General features: G+C 70.2%; 22 protein-coding genes. 8 read left to right on the top strand and 14 right to left on the bottom strand.

All coding sequences use genetic code 11. The features are described 5' to 3' along the window. Positions 1-42: 42 nt before the first annotated feature. Genes BM093_RS00890 through ddaH form a run of 3 tightly spaced genes read right to left on the bottom strand, consistent with a single transcriptional unit; the run spans position 43 to position 2809 of the window. Entirely contained in the window at positions 43-777 is a 735-nt protein-coding gene (locus BM093_RS00890; RefSeq protein ID WP_425439087.1) for a phosphoglyceromutase, read from the bottom strand. A 17-nt stretch (positions 778-794) separates the two neighbouring features. Next, positions 795-2021: an ornithine--oxo-acid transaminase gene (gene rocD, locus BM093_RS00895; protein WP_093335683.1), complete on the bottom strand. Its 1227-nt coding sequence runs from the start codon at positions 2019-2021 to the stop codon at positions 795-797. Continuing rightward, positions 2018-2809 carry a dimethylargininase gene (ddaH, locus tag BM093_RS00900; protein WP_218162629.1) on the bottom strand — a complete coding sequence of 264 codons (792 nt, stop codon included), beginning with the start codon at positions 2807-2809 and terminating at the stop codon, positions 2018-2020. Before ddaH ends, rocD begins: the two co-directional genes overlap by 4 nt. 166 nt (positions 2810-2975) lie before the next feature. On the opposite strand from ddaH, the gene BM093_RS00905 reads away from it, so the two are divergent. Both BM093_RS00905 and BM093_RS00910 read left to right on the top strand, forming a co-directional pair. Then, a complete protein-coding gene (locus BM093_RS00905; RefSeq protein WP_177238204.1) occupies positions 2976-3416 on the top strand; it encodes an Lrp/AsnC family transcriptional regulator in 441 nt (146 codons plus the stop codon). Positions 3417-3550: 134 nt separating this feature from the next. Then, entirely contained in the window at positions 3551-4075 is a 525-nt protein-coding gene (locus tag BM093_RS00910) for a VOC family protein (RefSeq protein WP_093335687.1), read from the top strand. Here BM093_RS00910 and BM093_RS00915 read toward each other — a convergent pair. Then, positions 4009-4821 carry a GntR family transcriptional regulator gene (locus BM093_RS00915; RefSeq protein ID WP_093335690.1) on the bottom strand — a complete coding sequence of 271 codons (813 nt, stop codon included), beginning with the start codon at positions 4819-4821 and terminating at the stop codon, positions 4009-4011. The two genes, BM093_RS00910 and BM093_RS00915, sit on opposite strands and share 67 nt — an antisense overlap. A 204-nt stretch (positions 4822-5025) precedes the next feature. On the opposite strand from BM093_RS00915, the gene cutA (BM093_RS00920) reads away from it, so the two are divergent. After that, on the top strand, positions 5026-5343 hold the full coding sequence (gene cutA / locus BM093_RS00920) for a divalent-cation tolerance protein CutA (protein WP_093335692.1): 318 nt from the start codon (positions 5026-5028) through the stop codon (positions 5341-5343). A gap of 141 nt (positions 5344-5484) precedes the next feature. After that, entirely contained in the window at positions 5485-5973 is a 489-nt protein-coding gene (locus BM093_RS00925; RefSeq protein WP_143105214.1) for an STAS domain-containing protein, read from the top strand. 22 nt (positions 5974-5995) lie between these two features. On the opposite strand, the gene BM093_RS00930 is transcribed toward BM093_RS00925, so the two are convergent. Continuing rightward, positions 5996-6793, bottom strand: a complete 798-nt coding sequence (locus BM093_RS00930; RefSeq protein WP_093335698.1) for a LuxR C-terminal-related transcriptional regulator — start codon at positions 6791-6793, stop codon at positions 5996-5998. A gap of 226 nt (positions 6794-7019) precedes the next feature. Next, positions 7020-7259 (bottom strand): hypothetical protein, encoded by a 240-nt coding sequence (locus BM093_RS00935; protein WP_093335701.1) that lies wholly within the window; start codon positions 7257-7259, stop codon positions 7020-7022. Positions 7260-7429: 170 nt separating this feature from the next. On the opposite strand from BM093_RS00935, the gene BM093_RS00940 reads away from it, so the two are divergent. The 3 genes from BM093_RS00940 to BM093_RS00950 all read left to right on the top strand — a co-directional run bounded on the left by BM093_RS00940 (position 7430) and on the right by BM093_RS00950 (position 10164). Further along, a complete protein-coding gene (locus BM093_RS00940; RefSeq protein ID WP_093335703.1) occupies positions 7430-7834 on the top strand; it encodes a hypothetical protein in 405 nt (134 codons plus the stop codon). Positions 7835-8261: 427 nt separating this feature from the next. Continuing rightward, positions 8262-9395, top strand: a complete 1134-nt coding sequence (locus tag BM093_RS00945) for a GtrA domain-containing protein (RefSeq protein WP_245773210.1) — start codon at positions 8262-8264, stop codon at positions 9393-9395. Positions 9396-9813: 418 nt separating this feature from the next. Continuing rightward, on the top strand, positions 9814-10164 hold the full coding sequence (locus BM093_RS00950; protein WP_093335709.1) for a VOC family protein: 351 nt from the start codon (positions 9814-9816) through the stop codon (positions 10162-10164). 550 nt (positions 10165-10714) lie between these two features. Here the strand turns inward: BM093_RS00950 and BM093_RS00955 are convergent. Next, positions 10715-11050, bottom strand: a complete 336-nt coding sequence (locus BM093_RS00955) for a DUF4288 domain-containing protein (protein WP_093335714.1) — start codon at positions 11048-11050, stop codon at positions 10715-10717. A 119-nt stretch (positions 11051-11169) separates the two neighbouring features. Continuing rightward, positions 11170-11439 (bottom strand): hypothetical protein, encoded by a 270-nt coding sequence (locus BM093_RS00960; RefSeq protein ID WP_245773211.1) that lies wholly within the window; start codon positions 11437-11439, stop codon positions 11170-11172. 72 nt (positions 11440-11511) lie between these two features. Here BM093_RS00960 and BM093_RS00965 point away from each other — a divergent pair, with 72 nt between their 5' ends. Continuing rightward, the gene (locus BM093_RS00965; RefSeq protein ID WP_093335717.1) at positions 11512-12342 is read left to right on the top strand and encodes a nucleotidyltransferase domain-containing protein; all 831 of its coding nucleotides are present in this window, start codon (positions 11512-11514) and stop codon (positions 12340-12342) included. A gap of 122 nt (positions 12343-12464) precedes the next feature. Here BM093_RS00965 and BM093_RS00970 read toward each other — a convergent pair whose 3' ends face one another. The 6 genes from BM093_RS00970 to BM093_RS00995 all read right to left on the bottom strand — a co-directional run bounded on the left by BM093_RS00970 (position 12465) and on the right by BM093_RS00995 (position 16664). After that, the gene (locus BM093_RS00970) at positions 12465-12980 is read right to left on the bottom strand and encodes a VOC family protein (protein WP_093335720.1); all 516 of its coding nucleotides are present in this window, start codon (positions 12978-12980) and stop codon (positions 12465-12467) included. Positions 12981-13186: 206 nt separating this feature from the next. Continuing rightward, positions 13187-13807, bottom strand: a complete 621-nt coding sequence (locus tag BM093_RS00975) for a GNAT family N-acetyltransferase (protein ID WP_093335722.1) — start codon at positions 13805-13807, stop codon at positions 13187-13189. Positions 13808-14285: 478 nt separating this feature from the next. Continuing rightward, a complete protein-coding gene (locus BM093_RS38280) occupies positions 14286-14771 on the bottom strand; it encodes a DUF4288 domain-containing protein (protein ID WP_093335725.1) in 486 nt (161 codons plus the stop codon). Next, positions 14768-15583 carry a phytanoyl-CoA dioxygenase family protein gene (locus BM093_RS00985; protein WP_245773212.1) on the bottom strand — a complete coding sequence of 272 codons (816 nt, stop codon included), beginning with the start codon at positions 15581-15583 and terminating at the stop codon, positions 14768-14770. Before BM093_RS00985 ends, BM093_RS38280 begins: the two co-directional genes overlap by 4 nt. Positions 15584-15711: 128 nt before the next feature. Then, entirely contained in the window at positions 15712-16047 is a 336-nt protein-coding gene (cutA, locus tag BM093_RS00990; protein WP_218162611.1) for a divalent-cation tolerance protein CutA, read from the bottom strand. After that, positions 16044-16664, bottom strand: a complete 621-nt coding sequence (locus tag BM093_RS00995; protein WP_281248686.1) for a helix-turn-helix transcriptional regulator — start codon at positions 16662-16664, stop codon at positions 16044-16046. The genes cutA (BM093_RS00990) and BM093_RS00995 overlap by 4 nt, the downstream gene beginning before the upstream one ends. Positions 16665-16804: the final 140 nt, after the last annotated feature.

Raw genomic sequence — 16804 nt, forward strand, 5'->3', positions numbered from 1 at the left:
ACCAGCGGTTCACGCACGGCGGGCCGCGCTGCCCCGACCGGGTCAGCGCCCCTGGTTCGCCACCCCGGCGATGGCCTCCTCGGCCGCGGTCGGGTCGAGGTAGCGCCCGCCCGGGGTCGTGGGCCGCAGGTCGTCGTCGAGGTCGTAGAGCAGCGGGATGCCGGTCGGGATGTTGAGTCCGGCGATGTCGGCGTCGGAGATGCCGTCGAGATACTTCACCAGCGCGCGCAGCGAGTTGCCGTGCGCGGCGAGCAGCACCGTCCGGCCGTCGCGCAGGTCGGGGACGACCGCCTGCTCCCAGTACGGCAGGAAGCGCGCGACGACGTCGGCGAGGCACTCGGTCAGCGGCGCGTCGATCCCGGCGTAACGGGGGTCGGCGTCCTGGGAGAACTCGCTCCCCTTCTCGATCGGGGGCGGCGGGGTGTCGTACGAGCGGCGCCAGAGCATGAACTGCTCCTCGCCGTACGCCTCCAGGGTCTGCTTCTTGTCCTTGCCCTGCAGGGCGCCGTAGTGGCGCTCGTTGAGGCGCCAGTCGCGCTTCACCGGGATCCAGTGCCGGTCGGCGGCGTCGAGCGCGATGTTCGCGGTGGAGATGGCACGGCGCAGCAGCGAGGTGTGCACGACCTCGGGGGCCACCCCGGACTCGCGCAGCAGCTCACCGCCGCGGCGGGCCTCCTGCTCGCCCTGCTCGGAGAGCGGGACGTCCACCCACCCGGTGAACAGGTTCTTCGCGTTCCAGGTGCTCTGGCCGTGGCGCAGCAGTACGAGGGTCGGCATGCGCCACAGCCTGCCAGTCAGTGCGTGCCCAGGTCTCGCAGTACCTCGCCGAACGTGGCGACCAGCACGTCGAGCTCCTCGCGGGTGATCACCAGCGGCGGCGAGAGACGCACGGTCACGCCGTGCGTCTCCTTGGCCAGCACGCCGCGCCGGGCCAGCTCCACGCACACGTCGCGGGCGGTGCCGAGCCGCGGGTCGACGTCGCAGCCGAACCACAGGCCCGCGCCGCGGACCGCGGTCAGCCCGGGCAGCGCCCGCAGCCGCTCCCCCAGGTACGCCCCCAGGTCGCGGGCCGCGGCCTGGTACTGCCCGGTGCCGAGCAGCGCGCACACCGCCGACCCGACGGCGGCCGCGAGCGGGTTCCCGCCGAAGGTCGAGCCGTGCTCACCGGGGCGCAGCACGCCGAGCACGTCGCGGCGGCCCACCACGGCGCTGACCGGCAGGATCCCGCCGCCGAGCGCCTTGCCGAGGGTGTAGAGGTCGGCCCGGACCCCGGCCAGGTCCGTGCACAGGGTCGCGCCGGCCCGGCCGAGCCCGGACTGGATCTCGTCGCAGATCAGCAGCACGTCGTGGCGGGCGGTGAGCTGGCGGACCGTGCGCAGGTACCCGTCCGGCGGCACGATCACGCCCGCCTCCCCCTGCACGGGCTCGAGCAGCACCGCGACGGTCTCGTCCGCACGGGCCGACCCGGTGAGCGCGGCCTCGAGCGCGGCGGCGTCGCCGTAGGGGACGCGGTCGAAGCCGGGGGTGAAGGGGCCGAAGTCGTCGCGGGCGACCGGGTCGTCGGAGAAGGAGACGACGGTCGTCGTACGGCCGTGGAAGTTGCCCCCGGCGACGAGGATCCGGGCCGCTCCGGGCCGGATCCCGCGGACCCGGTAGCCCCAGGCCCGGGCGACCTTGATCGCGGACTCGACGGCCTCGGCACCGGTGTTCATGGGCAGGACGGCCTCGGTGGCGGTGAGCTCGGCGAGGTCGCGCTGGAACGCGGGCAGCCGGTCGTTGTGGAACGCCCGGGCGGTCAGCGTGAGCGTGTCGAGCTGCCGGTGCGCGGCCTCGACCAGCGCCGGGTGGCGGTGGCCGAAGTTGAGCGCGGAGTAGCCGGCGAGCGCGTCGAGGTAGCGCTTGCCGTCGACGTCGCTCACCCAGGCGCCGTCGCCGTGGCTCAGCACGACCGGCAGCGGCGCGTAGTTCCGGACGCCGTGGCGCTCGGCCAGGTCGAACCCGCCGGGCAGGGTGGTGGTCATGGCGCCTCCCGCAGTTCGAGGGTGCAGCACTTGATCCCGCCGCCGCCGCGGCGGAGCTCGCCGGTGTCGACGCCGACGGTGCCGAACCCGCGCTCGGCGAGGTCCGCGGCGAACTTCTCGGCCTGTGGGGCGTGCACGACGGTGTGCCCGTCGGAGAAGCAGTTGAGGCCCAGGACCGCGGCGTCCTCCTCCGAGACGATCACGGCGTCCGGGAAGCGGAACCGCAGCTCCTCCTGCGAGGCGTCGTCGAACGCCGCGGGCAGGTAGGCCACCGAGCCCGGACCGCCCGCCGGGTCGAGGACGGCGAACGCGGTGTCGAGGTGGTAGTAGCGCGGGTCGACCAGTCGCAGGCCCACCACCTCGCGGCCGAGGACGCGGGCGGCCTCGGCGTGCGCGGCCGGGTCGGTCCGGAACCCGCTGCCGGCGTAGATCGTGTCGCCGACGAGCAGCAGGTCGCCCTCGCCCTCGTTGACCGCGTCCGCCTCGTGGACCGCGAGGCCGGCCGCGCGGAACCACGCCGCGTAGGCGGGCCCCTCGGCGGCCCGCTCCGCGTAGCGGAACCGTGCGGTGAGGGCGATGCCGTCGACGACGGTGCCGCCGTTCGCGGCGTACACCATGTCCGGCAGGCCGGGCAGCGGGTCGATCAGCCGCACGTCGAACCCGAGGTCGCGGTAGGCGGCGTGCAGGTTCGACCACTGGCGCAGCGCCAGCGCGTTGTCGGTCGGCTGGTCGGGCCGCATCCAGGGGTTGATCCGGTAGCTGACCGTGAAGTGGTCGGGGCGGCACATGAGGAGTTTCGGGGCCTGTGAGCGCTTTTCGTGGTCGGGACCGCGGTTTCCACTCACAGGCAGCATGCCCCCATGGTGCCGCGCACACCTCGTGCGTTTCCCGGATCTCAGCGCACGATCCGCGCGTCATGGACCCTTTCCGCGCACGGTTCTAGCATCCGGTGCCGTGGACGGGATCGACGCGACCGACCGGCGCCTGCTGGACCTGCTCCGGATCGACGGCCGGGCCGGCTGGGCCGAGCTGGGCGAGCAGGTCGGACTCTCGGCCTCGGCGGTGCGGCGGCGGGTGGACCGGCTCCGGGCGCGCGGGGTGATCACCGGGTTCACCGTGCAGGTCGACCCGGACGCCGAGCGCGAGCCGCGCGTCGAGGCCTACGTGGAGCTGTTCTGCCGCGGCACGGTCGCCCCGGGCGAGCTGCAGCGGATGCTCTCCGCGGTCCCGGAGGTCGTCACCGCGGGCACGGTCACCGGGGAGGCCGACGCCATGGTGCTGCTGCGCTCGCGTGACGTCCGCTCACTGGAGGACGCGCTCGAGCGGCTGCGGATGGCCGGCAGCGTCGACCACACCCGCTCCGCCGTCGTCCTCACCTGGCTGGTGTCCCGCTGAACCGAACCGGCATGTCGTTGAACCCGCATGTCGCTGAACCCGCATGTCGCTGAACTCGCATGTCATTGAACTCGCACGCACACGCGGGTAGCCTGAGTTGAACGTTCAACCATATGCCGAGTCCGGGAGCCGTGATGCCCGTCCAGCGCCTCAACCACGCGGTCCTCTACGTCCGCGACGTCGCCCGCAGCGTCGCGTTCTACGCCGACACGCTCGGCTTCCGCACGGTCGCCGAGATCCCGGGCGGGCGCGGGGCGTTCCTGCAGGCCCCGGACTCGGCGAACGACCACGACCTCGCCCTGTTCGGGGTCGGCGAGCGGGCCGGCGCCTCGCAGGCCGGCCGGGCGACCGTCGGGCTCTACCACCTGGCCTGGGAGGTGGACACGCTCGGCGAGCTGGACCGGATCCGCCACGCGCTGCAGGACGCCGGCGCCCTGGTCGGCGCCTCCGACCACGGCTCCACCAAGGCGCTCTACGCCCACGACCCGGACGGCCTGGAGTTCGAGGTCTGCTGGCTGGTCCCGGCCGCACTGCTCGGTGCGGACACCGGGATGCGGACCGAGCGGCTCGACCTGCCGGCCGAGATCGAGCGCTACGGGGTCGACACCCGCGGCGGGGTCGGCGTGTCCGTGCCCGACTCGGCCAGGTCCACCCGGTAGCCGGCGTGGGCCGAGAACCGGGCGGTGACCGAGAACCGGTCGCCGCGCACCAGGGTGTGCCGCCACTCCACGGGCCGGTCACCGGACAGCCCGAGCCGCTCGATCGACAGCACCGCGACGTCGGCGCCGATCCCGAGCAGCTCCTGCTCGCCGCGACCGGGGATCACCGCCCGGATGTTCTCGTCGCCGCCGTCGACCCGGATCCCGCAGCGGCGGCGGTACTCCGGGTACAGGCCGGTGTGCGTGAAGTCGACATCGAGCAGCGGGGCCGCCACGGCCTCCGGAAGCCACACCCGGTCGACGGCGAGCGGTTCGCCGTCGGCGAGCCGCAGCCGTTCGAGGTGGACCAGCGGCGTCGACTCCTCCAGGCCCATCCGGGTCGCGATCACGCCGTCGGCCCGGACCTCGAAGGTCCGCACGACGCTGCGCTGGGTCCGGCCGGCGGCCTCGACGGCGACGTAGAGCGAGTACGGCTCGTCCAGCGGCTGCTCGATGTCGCCGGCCCGCCCACCCGGTCCCGCCGGACGGGCGACCCGGCCCCGGCCGGCGACGACCGCGCCGTCCTCGCGCATCCGCCGCAGCGCCTCGCGGACGGTGTAGCGGCTGACCCCGTACTCCGCGGCGAGCGCGAACTCGCCGGGGAGCGCGGCGTCGAACTCGCCGTCCTCGAGCCGGCGGCGCAGGTCGGCCAGCAGCTGCTGCCACAGCGGCGTCCCGTCGCCGCGGACCAGCGTCCGCCCACTCATGTGCCGCCCCCGAGGTCTGCCGGTGCTCGGTCCACCGTAGGCGAGGCACGCGCCCGGCCCCCGCAGGCGTGCCCCGCCGCCGCCCACGACCGAGTTGTCCACAGGTGATCCCCATGTGGAACCCCTGGGGACAGACGGTCGCCGCGCGCCCGCGCCACGCCGGCCACGTGCGGGACCGGTGAGCCACGTCCGACAATCCGGGGCATGAGCGAGCACGTCGTCGTCCTCACGACCACCGACAGCGAGGCTGCCGCCCGGGAACTGGCCGCCGGCGCCGTCCAGGCCCGGCTGGGGGCCTGCGCGCAGGTCCTCGGACCGATCACCAGCGTGTTCCGCTGGGAGGGGGCGGTCCAGACCGAGCCGGAGTGGCGGGTGGAGATCAAGACCGCTGCCGACCGCGTCGCCGCGCTCACCGCCCACCTGGCCGAACGGCACTCCTACGACGAGCCGGAGATCATCGCGACCCCGATCACCGGCGGCAGCGCCGGGTACCTGGCCTGGGTGGTCGACGAGACCCGCTGACGCCCCGGCCGGGTTTCCGGGCTCGTCCGCCGGGGTAGTCCGGCAGCGGCACCGTGTTGGGTGGAACAGCAGCTCAACGTCCTCTTCCGGCCGCGCACGCTCGCTGCAGCGCGCCCGGCCGCTCGGCACGGGAGAACGTCGATGACTCTTGCACCCTCGGGGCCGGACAGTGGCCCCCGCACCACCGGCCCGACCCAGCTGGCGATCGAGTCCCCCGCTCCGGGCACCCGGCTCCTTCGTGTGCACGGTGTCCTGAACTCGGGCAGCGGAGCACGGCTGCTGCGGTTGCTCGACTCGCAGCTGACGATGTCCCGCAGCGGTCACAACCGGCTCGACGCCGTGATCGTCGACGTCTCGGGCATCGAGGCTCTTGAACGCGGCGGTCCGCAGGCCCTGCAGCACGCGCGTTACGCCTGCGCGCGGCACGGGATCGAGTTCGCCCTGGCCGGCCACCCCGTCGGGCTGACCACCGCGTCGGTCTCGCTGCGTTCCCGGCTCGGACACCTCCGGACCTTCCCCACCGTCGACGCCGCACTGACCGTCGTCGGCGCCGGGGCGGGGGCCGACGACGCCGGCCGGGTCCGGTCCGCCCTCCCCGTAGCGCGGGCCGCGGGCCGGGAGGTGCGGTAGCGGCGGGGCCGGGCCGGGTTGCTCAGCCCTGGTCGAGGGCCCGGGGCGGGTTCGGCAACGACGGCAGGAGTTCGGCCCCGCGGAAGAGTGCGACGGCCTCGACCTGCGAGTGGACCTCGAGCTTGCCCAGGATCGCACGGATCTGGTTGCGGACCGTGCTGACCGACACGACGTGGTCGTCGGCGAGGGCCACGGCGCGACGGCCGTCGGCGAGGCCGCGCAGGATCGTGCGCTCCCGCGTGGTCAGGGTGGCCAGCCGGACACGGTGCTGCTGGTGCACGGCGGCCCACGTCCGGTACCGGTCGATGAAGGCCGCCCGGTGCTCGGCGGACGTGACCGGGGCGCCGCGCCGCGCGGCATCGATCAGGGCGAGCAGCTCGCCGAACGGAGTGGTCTTCGGTATCCACCCGAACACACCGCCGGCCAGCGCGGCCCCCACCGCCTCGGCCGGCGCCGCCCCGGTGAGCAGGACCACCCGCCACCCGTGGTCCCGCATCGAGGACACCACGTCCATCGCGTCGATCACGGTGCCCGCGCTGTCCCGGCCCAGGTGCAGCTCCAGGAGCATCAGTCCCGGTCCGGTACGCCGCGCCAGGTCGAGGACGGCGGGGATCTGCCGGGCCGGATAGAACGTGGCCGGTTCGTCGGCGGCCTGCAGGCTGCGTGCGAGTGCCCAGCCGACGAGTTCGTGCCGGTCGACGACGAGGATCCGGGCATCGTCGGGGAGTGCCTCGGGCCGGTGGTTGCATGCTGTGTCCCGGCTCGCATCGGGCGCCCGGCCGGTGTCGGGTCCCCGCCCGTCCGCTGCTGCACCGGTCACTGCCGCTTCCCGGTCCGCACCGTCACCCGCGCCACAGGGTCGCCTCCTGGATCGCCGCCTCCCGGGACCGCTGTCCTGTGGGCCGCCGTCTTCTGGACCGCTGCTGACTCCTGGAGCACCGTCCGGGCAGCCGATTCTCAGCCGATGGTTGATCGGCAACAAGGACGCGGCGAGATCTGCTCGCGAACCGGATGGTCGATGCGCTCCGCGGACAATGGTGCCAGGGTCAGCGCCTCGACCGGCTCCGTTCGGCGGTGGCGAGCTCCTGCTCGGCGAAGCAGCGCGCGCGTCGCGCGAGCTCGACCAGACGGTCTGCGCGACGGCGGTAGTCGACGGCGGCCGGACCGGTGCAATGATCCGCCATCCGGGCGTACCGCTGGGCCAGCGTCTCCCGCACCTGGGCGGTCTGGTGCATCGCCGCGCCGATCTGCTCGGCCATCTCGGCGAGCCGCTCCCCGGGGTCCACGGCCGGCTCGATGGTCGTGCTCCCTTCGTCACGCCGGACGACTGCCGGCTGCCCGCACCTCCCGTCCGAGCCTCCTACCCGCCCGGCAACCGGCTACACCTCCCGAGAGGCACCGGAGCCGCCGCCGGGCGCGTAGCGTCGTGGCCAGGGGCACCGACCCGGGAGCAGATGTGACCGATGATCAGTTGGCCGCGGCCGACCACACAGGGGCCGGCTCGGGCCCGATCGGTGCCCACGAGCGACGGCAGGCCGAGATCGCCGACCGCATCAGCGCACTGCGAGCGCGCGCCACGGCGATCACGGCGTCGACGCGCACGGGCTCGACGTCGGCGCAGGTACGTGATGCTCGAGCGCGGCAGCGGTCGGCCGACGCGACGCTCGGTCTCGCCTACCTCCGTGCGGCCGAGCGTCATCGCCTGGCGGCAGCGGCTCACGAGCGGTTCGCCGACTTCCTCGACGAGTCCGGCGACCGGGAACGCGGCGACGCCCACCGGCAGGCCGCCGGGGCAGACCGGGCTGCGGCCGAACGCGACGAGGCCGCCGGTCACGAGCGGGGCGTCGCCGAGCACCGCTGAGCGACGTGCCGCCCCGTCGTCGGGGCCATCGTGGGGCCGGGCCGGCGCCGACCGCTCACCCCGTCGCCTCCCCGGTCGGCCGCTGCCCGGTCGCCGGAGGTCAGGCCGTGGCGTTCTCCTGGGCCCGCAGGTCCTTGCGCAGGATCTTGAGGAGAAGGGGCGACTGGCAGCCTGAGCAGCAGGAACGCAACTACAGCGATCGGCCACGGACAACGACGTTCCGTACAGGTCCCGTAAACGACGCGACGACTGGACGGTGTGGTCCTCGACCCGAGTCGATATCACGACTAGAGCTGGCTACCTCCGACGGCGTGCCGTAAAGGTCCGTTGTCGTGTGGAGGCTGCTCGCGCAGCGGTTGAGCTTGGGTCGAGACGGGTAGTCGCTTGGCTACTTCGAGGGCAGAGGCGGGGGATGAGGAGTGGAGCAGTGGTCGAGCGAGGTAGCGAGCAACAGCCGGTGACTGTGGGTGTCATCGCCGATCCGGTGTCCACGCCCACCGAGGTTGCACAGCAGCTCCGCGAGGACCTACCGGACCTGCTGTCCGAGCAGTTGAGCGAGGAGTGTTGGCGGGTCGAGGTGCAGCGAGACCAGTTGCCACCCAGCGACAGTCGGCACACCGCGATGATGGACGTCGCCACTGACCGGATGCGCGAGCACGGTTGGGATATCGCGGTCTGCGTGACGGATCTCCCGCTTCGAGACGGCAAGCAGCCCATCGTGGCCGATGTCAGCAACCGGCGCCGGGTGATTGTCGTGTCCCTGCCGGCGTTCGGCGCGATGGCGCTGCGGCGACGGGTACGGGGTGTCGTCGCGCAGCTGATCGCCGACCTGCGTGGGCAAGGAACCCCGAGCGAGGACTCTGCGCAGCACCGGCGGCGGCGTTTGCCCGCGCTGGCCGGCCAGTTCCGACGGGTCACTCCGACGCTTGACAATGTCGACGTGCGGGTGGTGGCCTCCCGAGGCGGTGCCCGACTGCTGATCGGCATGGTCCGGGACAACCGCCCGTGGCGGCTGGTGTTCGGCCTGACCGGGCCGCTGGTCGGGGCGTTCGCCTTCAGCGCCTTTTATCTGATCAGCACCACGGTCTGGGAACTGGCTGTCACCATGTCCGTGCTGCAACTAGTGGCTGCGGTGCTCGGGTCGGTGGTCGTGATGGTCGGCTGGCTGATCGCGTATCACCGCCTGTGGGAACAGACCAGGGACAGGCCCGCCGGCGAACGGGAGCAGGCGGTGTTGTTCAACGCGTCCACCGTGCTCACCCTGGCCATCGGTGTCGGTTGCATGTACGCCGCGTTGTACGTGGTCAACCTGGTTGCGGCGGTGGTCGTGCTCACTCCAGCGGTGTTCGGCCAGTACGTCGGCCCCAACCCGGGTGTCGGTCAATACATGATCGTCATCCTCCTCGTAACCGCCGCAGCCACCGTGGCCGGCGCGGTGGGGTCGGGTTTCGAGAGCGAGGACTCGATCTGGGAGGCCGCCTACGGCTACCGCGAACGCGAGCGACGCAAGGCACTACGCGACGAACAGAGCCATCGCGAGGAAGCAGAGTCCAGCGCTTGACGATATCGCCGAGAGAGCACACCGCGGCCAGCGTTGCCCACGACCAAGCCACAGGGGATATCGAGCTTGTGTGAGGTCGCACCGAAGACCGGGAATGGTTCCGCAGCGTCCACTTTCCTGGTGAGCGCGATCGGATTTACAGAGAGCTACCAAACCTCCTCTGACATGCGGCGGAGCCACCGACCACGGTCCCGCGTCCGCGTATCGTCCGCGGCTGGACCGAGTGCCTTCTTGGAGCGCTAGCCCAGACAGCACGACCAGGGGCGGGAGCTGGGAAGATGCGCGAACGGTCGGCGTGAACCGGTGGGCTGTTCCGTCATGGTTCCGTCGCTTGCGGCCAGCTCCTGCTCGTGGGCGCGCGACGCATGCCTGTGCGAGATCGTGGGCCATAATCGCTAGGTGGCGTAAAGTCCGATTCATGGCAATTCGCTGGGAGGCGCTGACCGTCGACGCTCTCGACCCGTCGTCTATCGCGCAGTGGTGGGCGCAGACGCTCGACTGGGAGGTGGTGGACTGGCTCCCTGCGGGTGTGGAGGTACGCCAGCCCGAGCGACAGTCCGCGTCTCTGTTCTTCCTCTCGGTGCCCGAGGCCAAGCAGATCAAGAATCGACTGCACCTCGACCTGTACGCGGATGATCAGAGCGAGACGATCGATGCGCTCGTCGCTCGTGGCGCCGCCAGGGCCGACGTCGGTCAGCCGGAGGACGCGGCCTGCATCGTGATGCGTGATCCAGAGGGCAACGAGTTCTGTTTGCTTGATCCCCGTTGACAGGTGATCATCCCCGCCGTCGCAGCTGTGACCCGTGAGTTGATCCCGCTGCCATTCTCCCGGCTTCCCCTCGTCCTGGCCGCCTGCTCGTCGTAGAGGCGGGGACCAGGGTGGCGCCTGCGCCATCGCGTAGCGACGCCGTAGGCGCCCTGGTGGCCGTCTCTGCGGCGTGGACACTCACCGGCCGAGGGGCAGCATCCCGTGACGCTCCGTCGTCCTGACGTCCTCGTGCGGTTGCTGCTCGTCGCCCTGGTGCTCGTCGTCGATCGCCTCGTGGATCCGGGCGCCTCTCCGTGGCTGGGGGCCGGGTAGCCGGCCCCGGCGCCGCGAACGGGCCGGAGGTGTAGTGAGCGAGCGACGGGGCCGGCGTGGCCGGCCCCGCGCCGCCGGAGGCGGCGCCTTGATCTTCAAGAGGCGGATTCGGCAATCGCGGGCGCAGACACCGACGTGACACAAACGCACGACCCTGGCGGCCGGCAGCCGGTCCCGGCGGCGGCGTCTCGGCCCCTGCCGTCGCTCGAGGTCACGGGCCACGCATTCGGGCGTGTGGTCAGAGCGGGTCGCCGTCGAGCTGGGGTTCGAACTGCCGGTATGCGGTGATGTCGCGGAAGTGGCGGCTGTAGAGGTCGGCCGTCGTGGTCAGGTCGTCGTTGAGCCCAGGAGCCACGTCGACGACGTGCAGAAGGCGATTCGTGATCGTCTCACCCACGCCGTTCCCGTAGGAGGTCTCCGCACGGCGGCCATGTCGTTCCGCTTCGGACCGCGCGTCGACGAGTGATGGAGCCCAGAGCACGACCACGTCCTCACGGTAGAGCGGCCGGTAGCTCGCGGCCGACGATGTCGACTCGAACAGGAGGACGGCAACGAACATCTGCTGGCCGGTCATGTCCGCATCGTCGCCTGGCCATCGCCGGCTGGCATCCGGCCGAACCCGGAATCGAGCGCGGGGGTTCGCCGAGTCTGGTTGCCGTACGTCGTCCGCGGCCTTTCACCGTCGTGCTCGTCTCACTCCGCGTGCGGTCTGCTGCGCGGCCCGTGTTCGATGCGCACCTGCTCCAGGATCTCGGGGTACTGCTCGGCGGCCTCCTCGTCGTCGAGTGACCAATGGGCCGAGCTCCACGGGATCGGGCAGGGCGATGCATGGAGGGGGTCGGGGCAGAGGAGGAGTTGGATGCGGTCGACGAGCTCCCGCGCCTGTTCCGGGCCGCAGTAGACGCCAAAACGGATCTCCCAGATCTGCTCAGCGGTGCTCGACATGTCGGTGCGATCGCTCATGTCGCGAGTCTGAGGGGCGCGGCCGTCTGGGACCTCGGGGATGCCCCCGAACCCGCGTTGCGGGTTGTCTCTATGAAGGCGCGGTTGACCTGCACGGTCACGAGGCAGCCCGGGGAGAACGTGCTTGACAGTCGACCGAAGATTGGCGGCGTGTCAGTTACCGACATACTCGTACCAAAGCTTGCTGATCTTCCCGGTGTCGTTGCCGTGTCACTCGGCGGCAGCCGGGCCCGTGGCACCCACCGGCCGGACAGCGACTGGGACATCGGCGTCTACTACCGCGGCAGCTTCGACGCCCGGCTCCTCAGCGATCTGGGCTTCGACGGACACGTGGTACAGCCCGGTGGCTGGGGACGGATCATCAACGGCGGAGCCTGGATCTCCGTCGACGAGCAACCCGTCGACGTGCTGCTGCGCGATCTTGAGGTCATCGACGGCTGGCACGCCGAGGCCGAACAGGGCCGATTCGAGATCGACAATGTCGAAGGCCACCTCGCCGGTCTGCCCACCTACACACCGCTGGGCGAGATCAGCGTGAACCGTGTTCTGGCCGGCCAGCTACCCGAAGTCGACTACCCGGCGGCCCTGCGCAGCGCAGCCGAGGCGAGATGGCGGTGGAACGCTGCGTTCTCGCTGCTGTTCGCTGAGCAGTACGCCGAACGCGAAGATCATGTTCTGGCGTGGGGAATGATGGCGCGCGCCACTGTGCAGGCTGCGCACGCGATCAAAGCCGGACGAGGCGAATGGGTCCTCAACGAGAAGCGCCTCGTCGACGGCGCCGGGCTCGACGCGGCTCACGAACTCCTCGGAGCCGGCACACGTGACCTGCCGACCGCCGTGAAGGACCTGCGGACGCTCCTCGACCCGCCGCGCCTGGACGAACTCAGCGCACACGACGCCTGACACCCCTGCCGCTCTCGCTCGGTTTGTTCGTGGATCCGAGCGAGATGGCCGTGCTCGACGGCCCATAGCTCGAACGATGGTCCCTCGCCGTCGGCGGTCCACCGCATGTGCCCGGCTGCTGACTATCCGGCTGGCGGGAACGGTTCGCCCTGCCAGAAGTGCCAGCGGTAACCCCAAGGATCAGTCACATCGATGGCTCGCGGACCGTACGGCTCATCTCGTGGCGGGTCGATCGCGACACCGCTAGTGCGGATGTACTCGTAGTGGGCGTCGACATCATCGACGTGCACGATCAGCAGAAGGCCAGCGCCCTCGCCCTCGATCGGTGCCCGACCTCCGATCGCGACCCGGGTACCGCCGCCAAGCTCGATCTCGGCCTCCATGATCTCTCCGTCGGGAGTGGTCCAGCGCTTATCGGGACCGAAGCCGAGATGGCGAGAAAGCCAGTCGAGGGCCGCGGCCGGGTCGCCGTAGTACAGATAGGGGCTCAGTCCTGTGACGGTCATGTCGCGATCATGGCAAACACGCGGCGCGCCAGCTTGGAGGAATCCGATCACCTGGCGGCGAGCACAGATCATCCGGATGGCCGCATCCCGGTGCCGCACGACCACCGCCCACCCGGATACCCCGGATTCCATCGGCCAACGGCACGCACTGATCGTCAGCGGGTGTCACGCGGAACTCGATCGTGGTTTCCCGCCGGCTCTTGCGCTTCCCGGCCGCGCACGGCATCGCCGCTCTCGTTCTGATGCTCGAAGCCCCGCGTCGAGCTTCCTAGGAGTGATGGTCCACCTCCGCACACAGACTGCTATCACAGCACTCGTCACCCCACCGCCCTGAGCGGCTACTCGGAGCCAGACCGTGGGAACCCGAAGACGACGGCAGGTTCGGTGAGTCCGTCGTTGTGATGGTGGACGACTTTGCCGATGCAGTCGGCACCGAGTCGTTCGTAGAGCCGGATCGCGGCCTTATCCTTGGACATGACATCCAACGCAACGGTGCACCCACTCTGGTGGGCGTGTTCGAGCGCTGTGGTCACCAGGCGACGTCCCACCCCGGAAGAGCGATAGGCGGGGTCGACGAAGAGTCGGACGACGATCGCGAGTCCAGCCGGTGACTTGCCAGTCTTCTCGACCCACACCCGGACAGCGTCGTCGACCGGACCAGCATTGGTCAGGGTGACCTGCCCAATCGGGGTGTTGTCTACGACAGCGGTCCAGCTCTGCAGGGTGTCATCAGCGAGGAGGTCAGGAATCTGTCTTGACCTCAAGTTATGTTCAGCTATGACACTGTCGTCATGGACATCCCCATCATCGAGGACCAAAGCACCGACCACTCCGACGACCGAGCTGCCATCACCGCACTGATCGCCGACATCGAACGCGGTTTCAACAGCAACGATGCAGATCTGCTCACCAGTCCGCTCGCTGGCAACGCGTCGACGGTGAACGTGGTCGGGATGCACACCGCCGACCGGGACGCGGCATTGGTCACGAGCCGCGCCGGCCTCGGGGGCCCTTACGCAACGAGATCGCGGACTACGAGCTCGCCGACCTGCTATTCATCCGGCCCGACGTCGCTGTCGCCCACAAGCACGCATGGGCCATCGAGGATGGACGGCGCACCACAACCGCTCCCGCGATGATCGCGCTCTACGTCCTCGTCAAGCACGACGGTCGCTGGTGGGTGGTGGCCCGACAGAACACAGCGACTCAAACGTCGCAGTAGAGCCCAATGGGACCGGCATCCGGGCCTCTGAGATGTCGTGGCGACTACATACCAGACCGACAAGATTTTCTGGGAGACCGAGCAGGCCGCCATAATACAGGCACTGAAACGGCGCTGACCAGTGGGAACCGTCTCCCCGTCGGTCAGCGGCGTTTCGGTGGTTAGGCCGTCTCCGACGGCTCCGCGAGGGCAGCTTGCATTCGGTCACAGCGGAGTCACCATTGGGCTGGGGTTCGAACTGCCGGTATGCCGTGATGTCGCGAAAGTGGCGGCTGTAGGAGATCGGCCGTCGTGGTCAGGTCGTCGTTGAGCCCAGGAGCCACGTCGACGACCTGCAGGAGGCGACTCGTGATCGTCTCGCCCGCGCCGTTCTCGTAGTAAGCATCCGCACACTGGCCGTAGTGTTCCGCTTCGGACTGCGCGTCAGCGAGTGATGGAGCGCGGAGCACGACCACGTCCTCGTGGTAGAGCGGCCGGTAGGTCGCGGCCAGCGATGTCGGCTCGAACAGGAGGACGGCAACGAAATCTGCTGGTCGGTCGTGTCCGCATCGTTGCCTGACCGTCGCCAGCCGACATCCGGCCGAACCCGGAGTCGAGCGCAGGGTCGCCCATGTTGGTTGCCGCGCCGGCCGCAGCCGTTGTCGACGGATCCTGAAACCCGACCCGCTGGCGTTAGAACCCGCCGACCCCAGAAGGGTCACTCTTCAAGATCTGTTGACAGGCTGTCCTGGTCCAGCCCATGTCGCACGGCGATCTCGACCGGGGAAGAGTCCCCTTCGTCGCGGGCGAAGTCGAGGTCGCCTGTCGGCTCCAGCGGTGGTTGGGCGATGAAGCGGACGCCGCTTCCGTGGTGGGGCTGGGCACCGTGGATCAGGAACGGGTGGCACAGGTACACATCACCAGCCCGTCCTGTGGCGAGCGTTTTCGGTCGGTGCTGGGAGGCTCGCCCGGCCTCCTGGCACAACGCCATCCACTCCCGACCGGCGTCGCCGCTCGGTGCCAGCAACGGCACCACGTCCCGATGCGAGCCGATGCGGATCCGAGTCGGGGCATCGTCCGGGCCGATGTCGGAGAACAGGAACAGCATCAACAGCGCGCGGCCCCGCGAGCGCAGGTTTACCCTCCCCTTGCCCTGATCGTCGGCGAAACTGGCATCCAGGTGCCAACCCGCGTCACCCGGATCGTCCGGGTGTGGGAACCGGATGGGAAAGGTCCCCAGTCCTGGTGGGGCGACCCAACGTCCCGTCCCGACAAGCTGGTCGTAGGCACCGTGCAGTGTCGCTGTGTTGGCCGCGCACACGAACGGTTCCTCGACGCAGCTGTCGATCCGCACGACCGGCTGCGTCCACGTACGGGGATCGTCGGGGTTCAGACCGGTCTTGTGCCATAGAACCGCACGGCACTCGTCGGCCACTGGACGAGGAAACGCGCCCGGTACGTGGACGAAGCCATCCTGGATGAAGCGAGAGACCTGGTTGTCGCTAAGGGCAGACATCGCTGCGATCACCTCCACAGCGATCGTCCTTCAGCATCGATCACTCGGCGACAGATTTCTTGCCCCGACCTGGCCGGGTCACACTACAGTCACCCCTGGCGGCGACCGCGCGCGGAACCTCGATGCGAACCGGCCAGTGCCGCCTACTACGGCTCGGTCTGCTCACCGATCCAGGCGAGATAGGTTGGGCTGCCGTCGTGGATCGGGCGCGCGCTGATACTGGGAACGTCATAGGGGTGCGCATCCGTCGCCCGCTCGACGATGGCCGGGATGAGGCTCCGGCGGGTGTGGAGGGCTGCACGGCCTTCGGTCCGATCGTGAACCTCGCCGGACCAGCGGTAGGTCGACTGAACGGGCGCGAAGTTGTGCACGTTGGACGCGAGCCGCTCGGAGACGAGGCTGCGGGTGAAGTTGCGCAACCAGTCCGGATCGGGTGCGGTGATCACGACTTCGCACAGTTCGACGTCGTTGCAAGCGCTCACGGTGTGATCCCTCGTGCGGCGATGAGGCCGGTCATGCTCTGTTCGGAGTCGTCTCGGGTCTTGCCCATCGTGGCCCATCCGGTCATGACCTGGTCGTCGTAGCCGAGCCCGACCCACCGGCCGGTGAACTCGATGCCGTGCGGGTGCATGGCGAGAAACATCGTCCCCTTCGAGCGGACGGCGCCGTCGGCGGCGGCATACCACCCTGTGAGGACCTGGTTGTCCCACAGGCGTAGCTCGCCGGTCCACAGGTAGCCGCCCTCGTCCTGGCTGAGTCCCCGTTGGGTGGCGGCGATGTGGACCAGGTCGCCCTCCTGGCGCATGTGTACGGGCTGGGTCGCGACCTTCTCGACCCCATCGCGGGTGGTCTGCCAGGACGCCCACCAGTCGCCGGTCAGCGTGACCCGCCCTGGGGTGCGTCCGGCCAGCTCGGTCACCGAAACGCCGAGCGCGTCGGCGATGGTCAGGGCTACCGACAGCAGGGGTTGTTGCTCGCCGGCTTCGTAGCGGCGGACCTGCCGGGTGTCGACGCCGGCCACGCGCGCCAGGTCGGCCTGCGACATGCCGAGATCCGCTCGGCGTCGGCGGATCACTTCGCCCATTTCCACAGTGCCCATCCTCGGAGGACTTGCTAGTCCTTGACAAGCGGACTAGTTCGCCTCATTGTAGGTCTAGTTAGTCCTCTGTAGGGGCGGATAAGACCGCCTTGCCGGGCTGACCTCGGCGGACCGATGGCCCGCCGCTCAACCCGAGGAGA

Source organism: Pseudonocardia ammonioxydans (assembly GCF_900115005.1).
Classification (GTDB): Bacteria; Actinomycetota; Actinomycetes; order Mycobacteriales; family Pseudonocardiaceae; genus Pseudonocardia; species Pseudonocardia ammonioxydans.

Excerpts from the sequence above, each read along its gene's own strand:
- BM093_RS00910 (WP_093335687.1), top strand. The coding sequence starts at position 3,551 with ATGCCCGTCCAGCGCCTCAACCACGCGGTCCTCTACGTCCGCGACGTC.
- BM093_RS00970 (WP_093335720.1), bottom strand. The coding sequence starts at position 12,980 with ATGGAATCCGGGGTATCCGGGTGGGCGGTGGTCGTGCGGCACCGGGAT.
- BM093_RS00925 (WP_143105214.1), top strand. The coding sequence starts at position 5,485 with ATGACTCTTGCACCCTCGGGGCCGGACAGTGGCCCCCGCACCACCGGC.
- BM093_RS00950 (WP_093335709.1), top strand. The coding sequence starts at position 9,814 with ATGGCAATTCGCTGGGAGGCGCTGACCGTCGACGCTCTCGACCCGTCG.
- BM093_RS00915 (WP_093335690.1), bottom strand. The coding sequence starts at position 4,821 with ATGAGTGGGCGGACGCTGGTCCGCGGCGACGGGACGCCGCTGTGGCAG.
- BM093_RS00995 (WP_281248686.1), bottom strand. The coding sequence starts at position 16,664 with ATGGGCACTGTGGAAATGGGCGAAGTGATCCGCCGACGCCGAGCGGAT.
- BM093_RS00960 (WP_245773211.1), bottom strand. The coding sequence starts at position 11,439 with ATGAGCGATCGCACCGACATGTCGAGCACCGCTGAGCAGATCTGGGAG.
- rocD (WP_093335683.1), bottom strand. The coding sequence starts at position 2,021 with ATGACCACCACCCTGCCCGGCGGGTTCGACCTGGCCGAGCGCCACGGC.
- BM093_RS00890 (WP_425439087.1), bottom strand. The coding sequence starts at position 777 with ATGCCGACCCTCGTACTGCTGCGCCACGGCCAGAGCACCTGGAACGCG.
- ddaH (WP_218162629.1), bottom strand. The coding sequence starts at position 2,809 with ATGTGCCGCCCCGACCACTTCACGGTCAGCTACCGGATCAACCCCTGG.
- cutA (WP_093335692.1), top strand. The coding sequence starts at position 5,026 with ATGAGCGAGCACGTCGTCGTCCTCACGACCACCGACAGCGAGGCTGCC.
- BM093_RS00965 (WP_093335717.1), top strand. The coding sequence starts at position 11,512 with ATGAAGGCGCGGTTGACCTGCACGGTCACGAGGCAGCCCGGGGAGAAC.
- BM093_RS00955 (WP_093335714.1), bottom strand. The coding sequence starts at position 11,050 with ATGACCGGCCAGCAGATGTTCGTTGCCGTCCTCCTGTTCGAGTCGACA.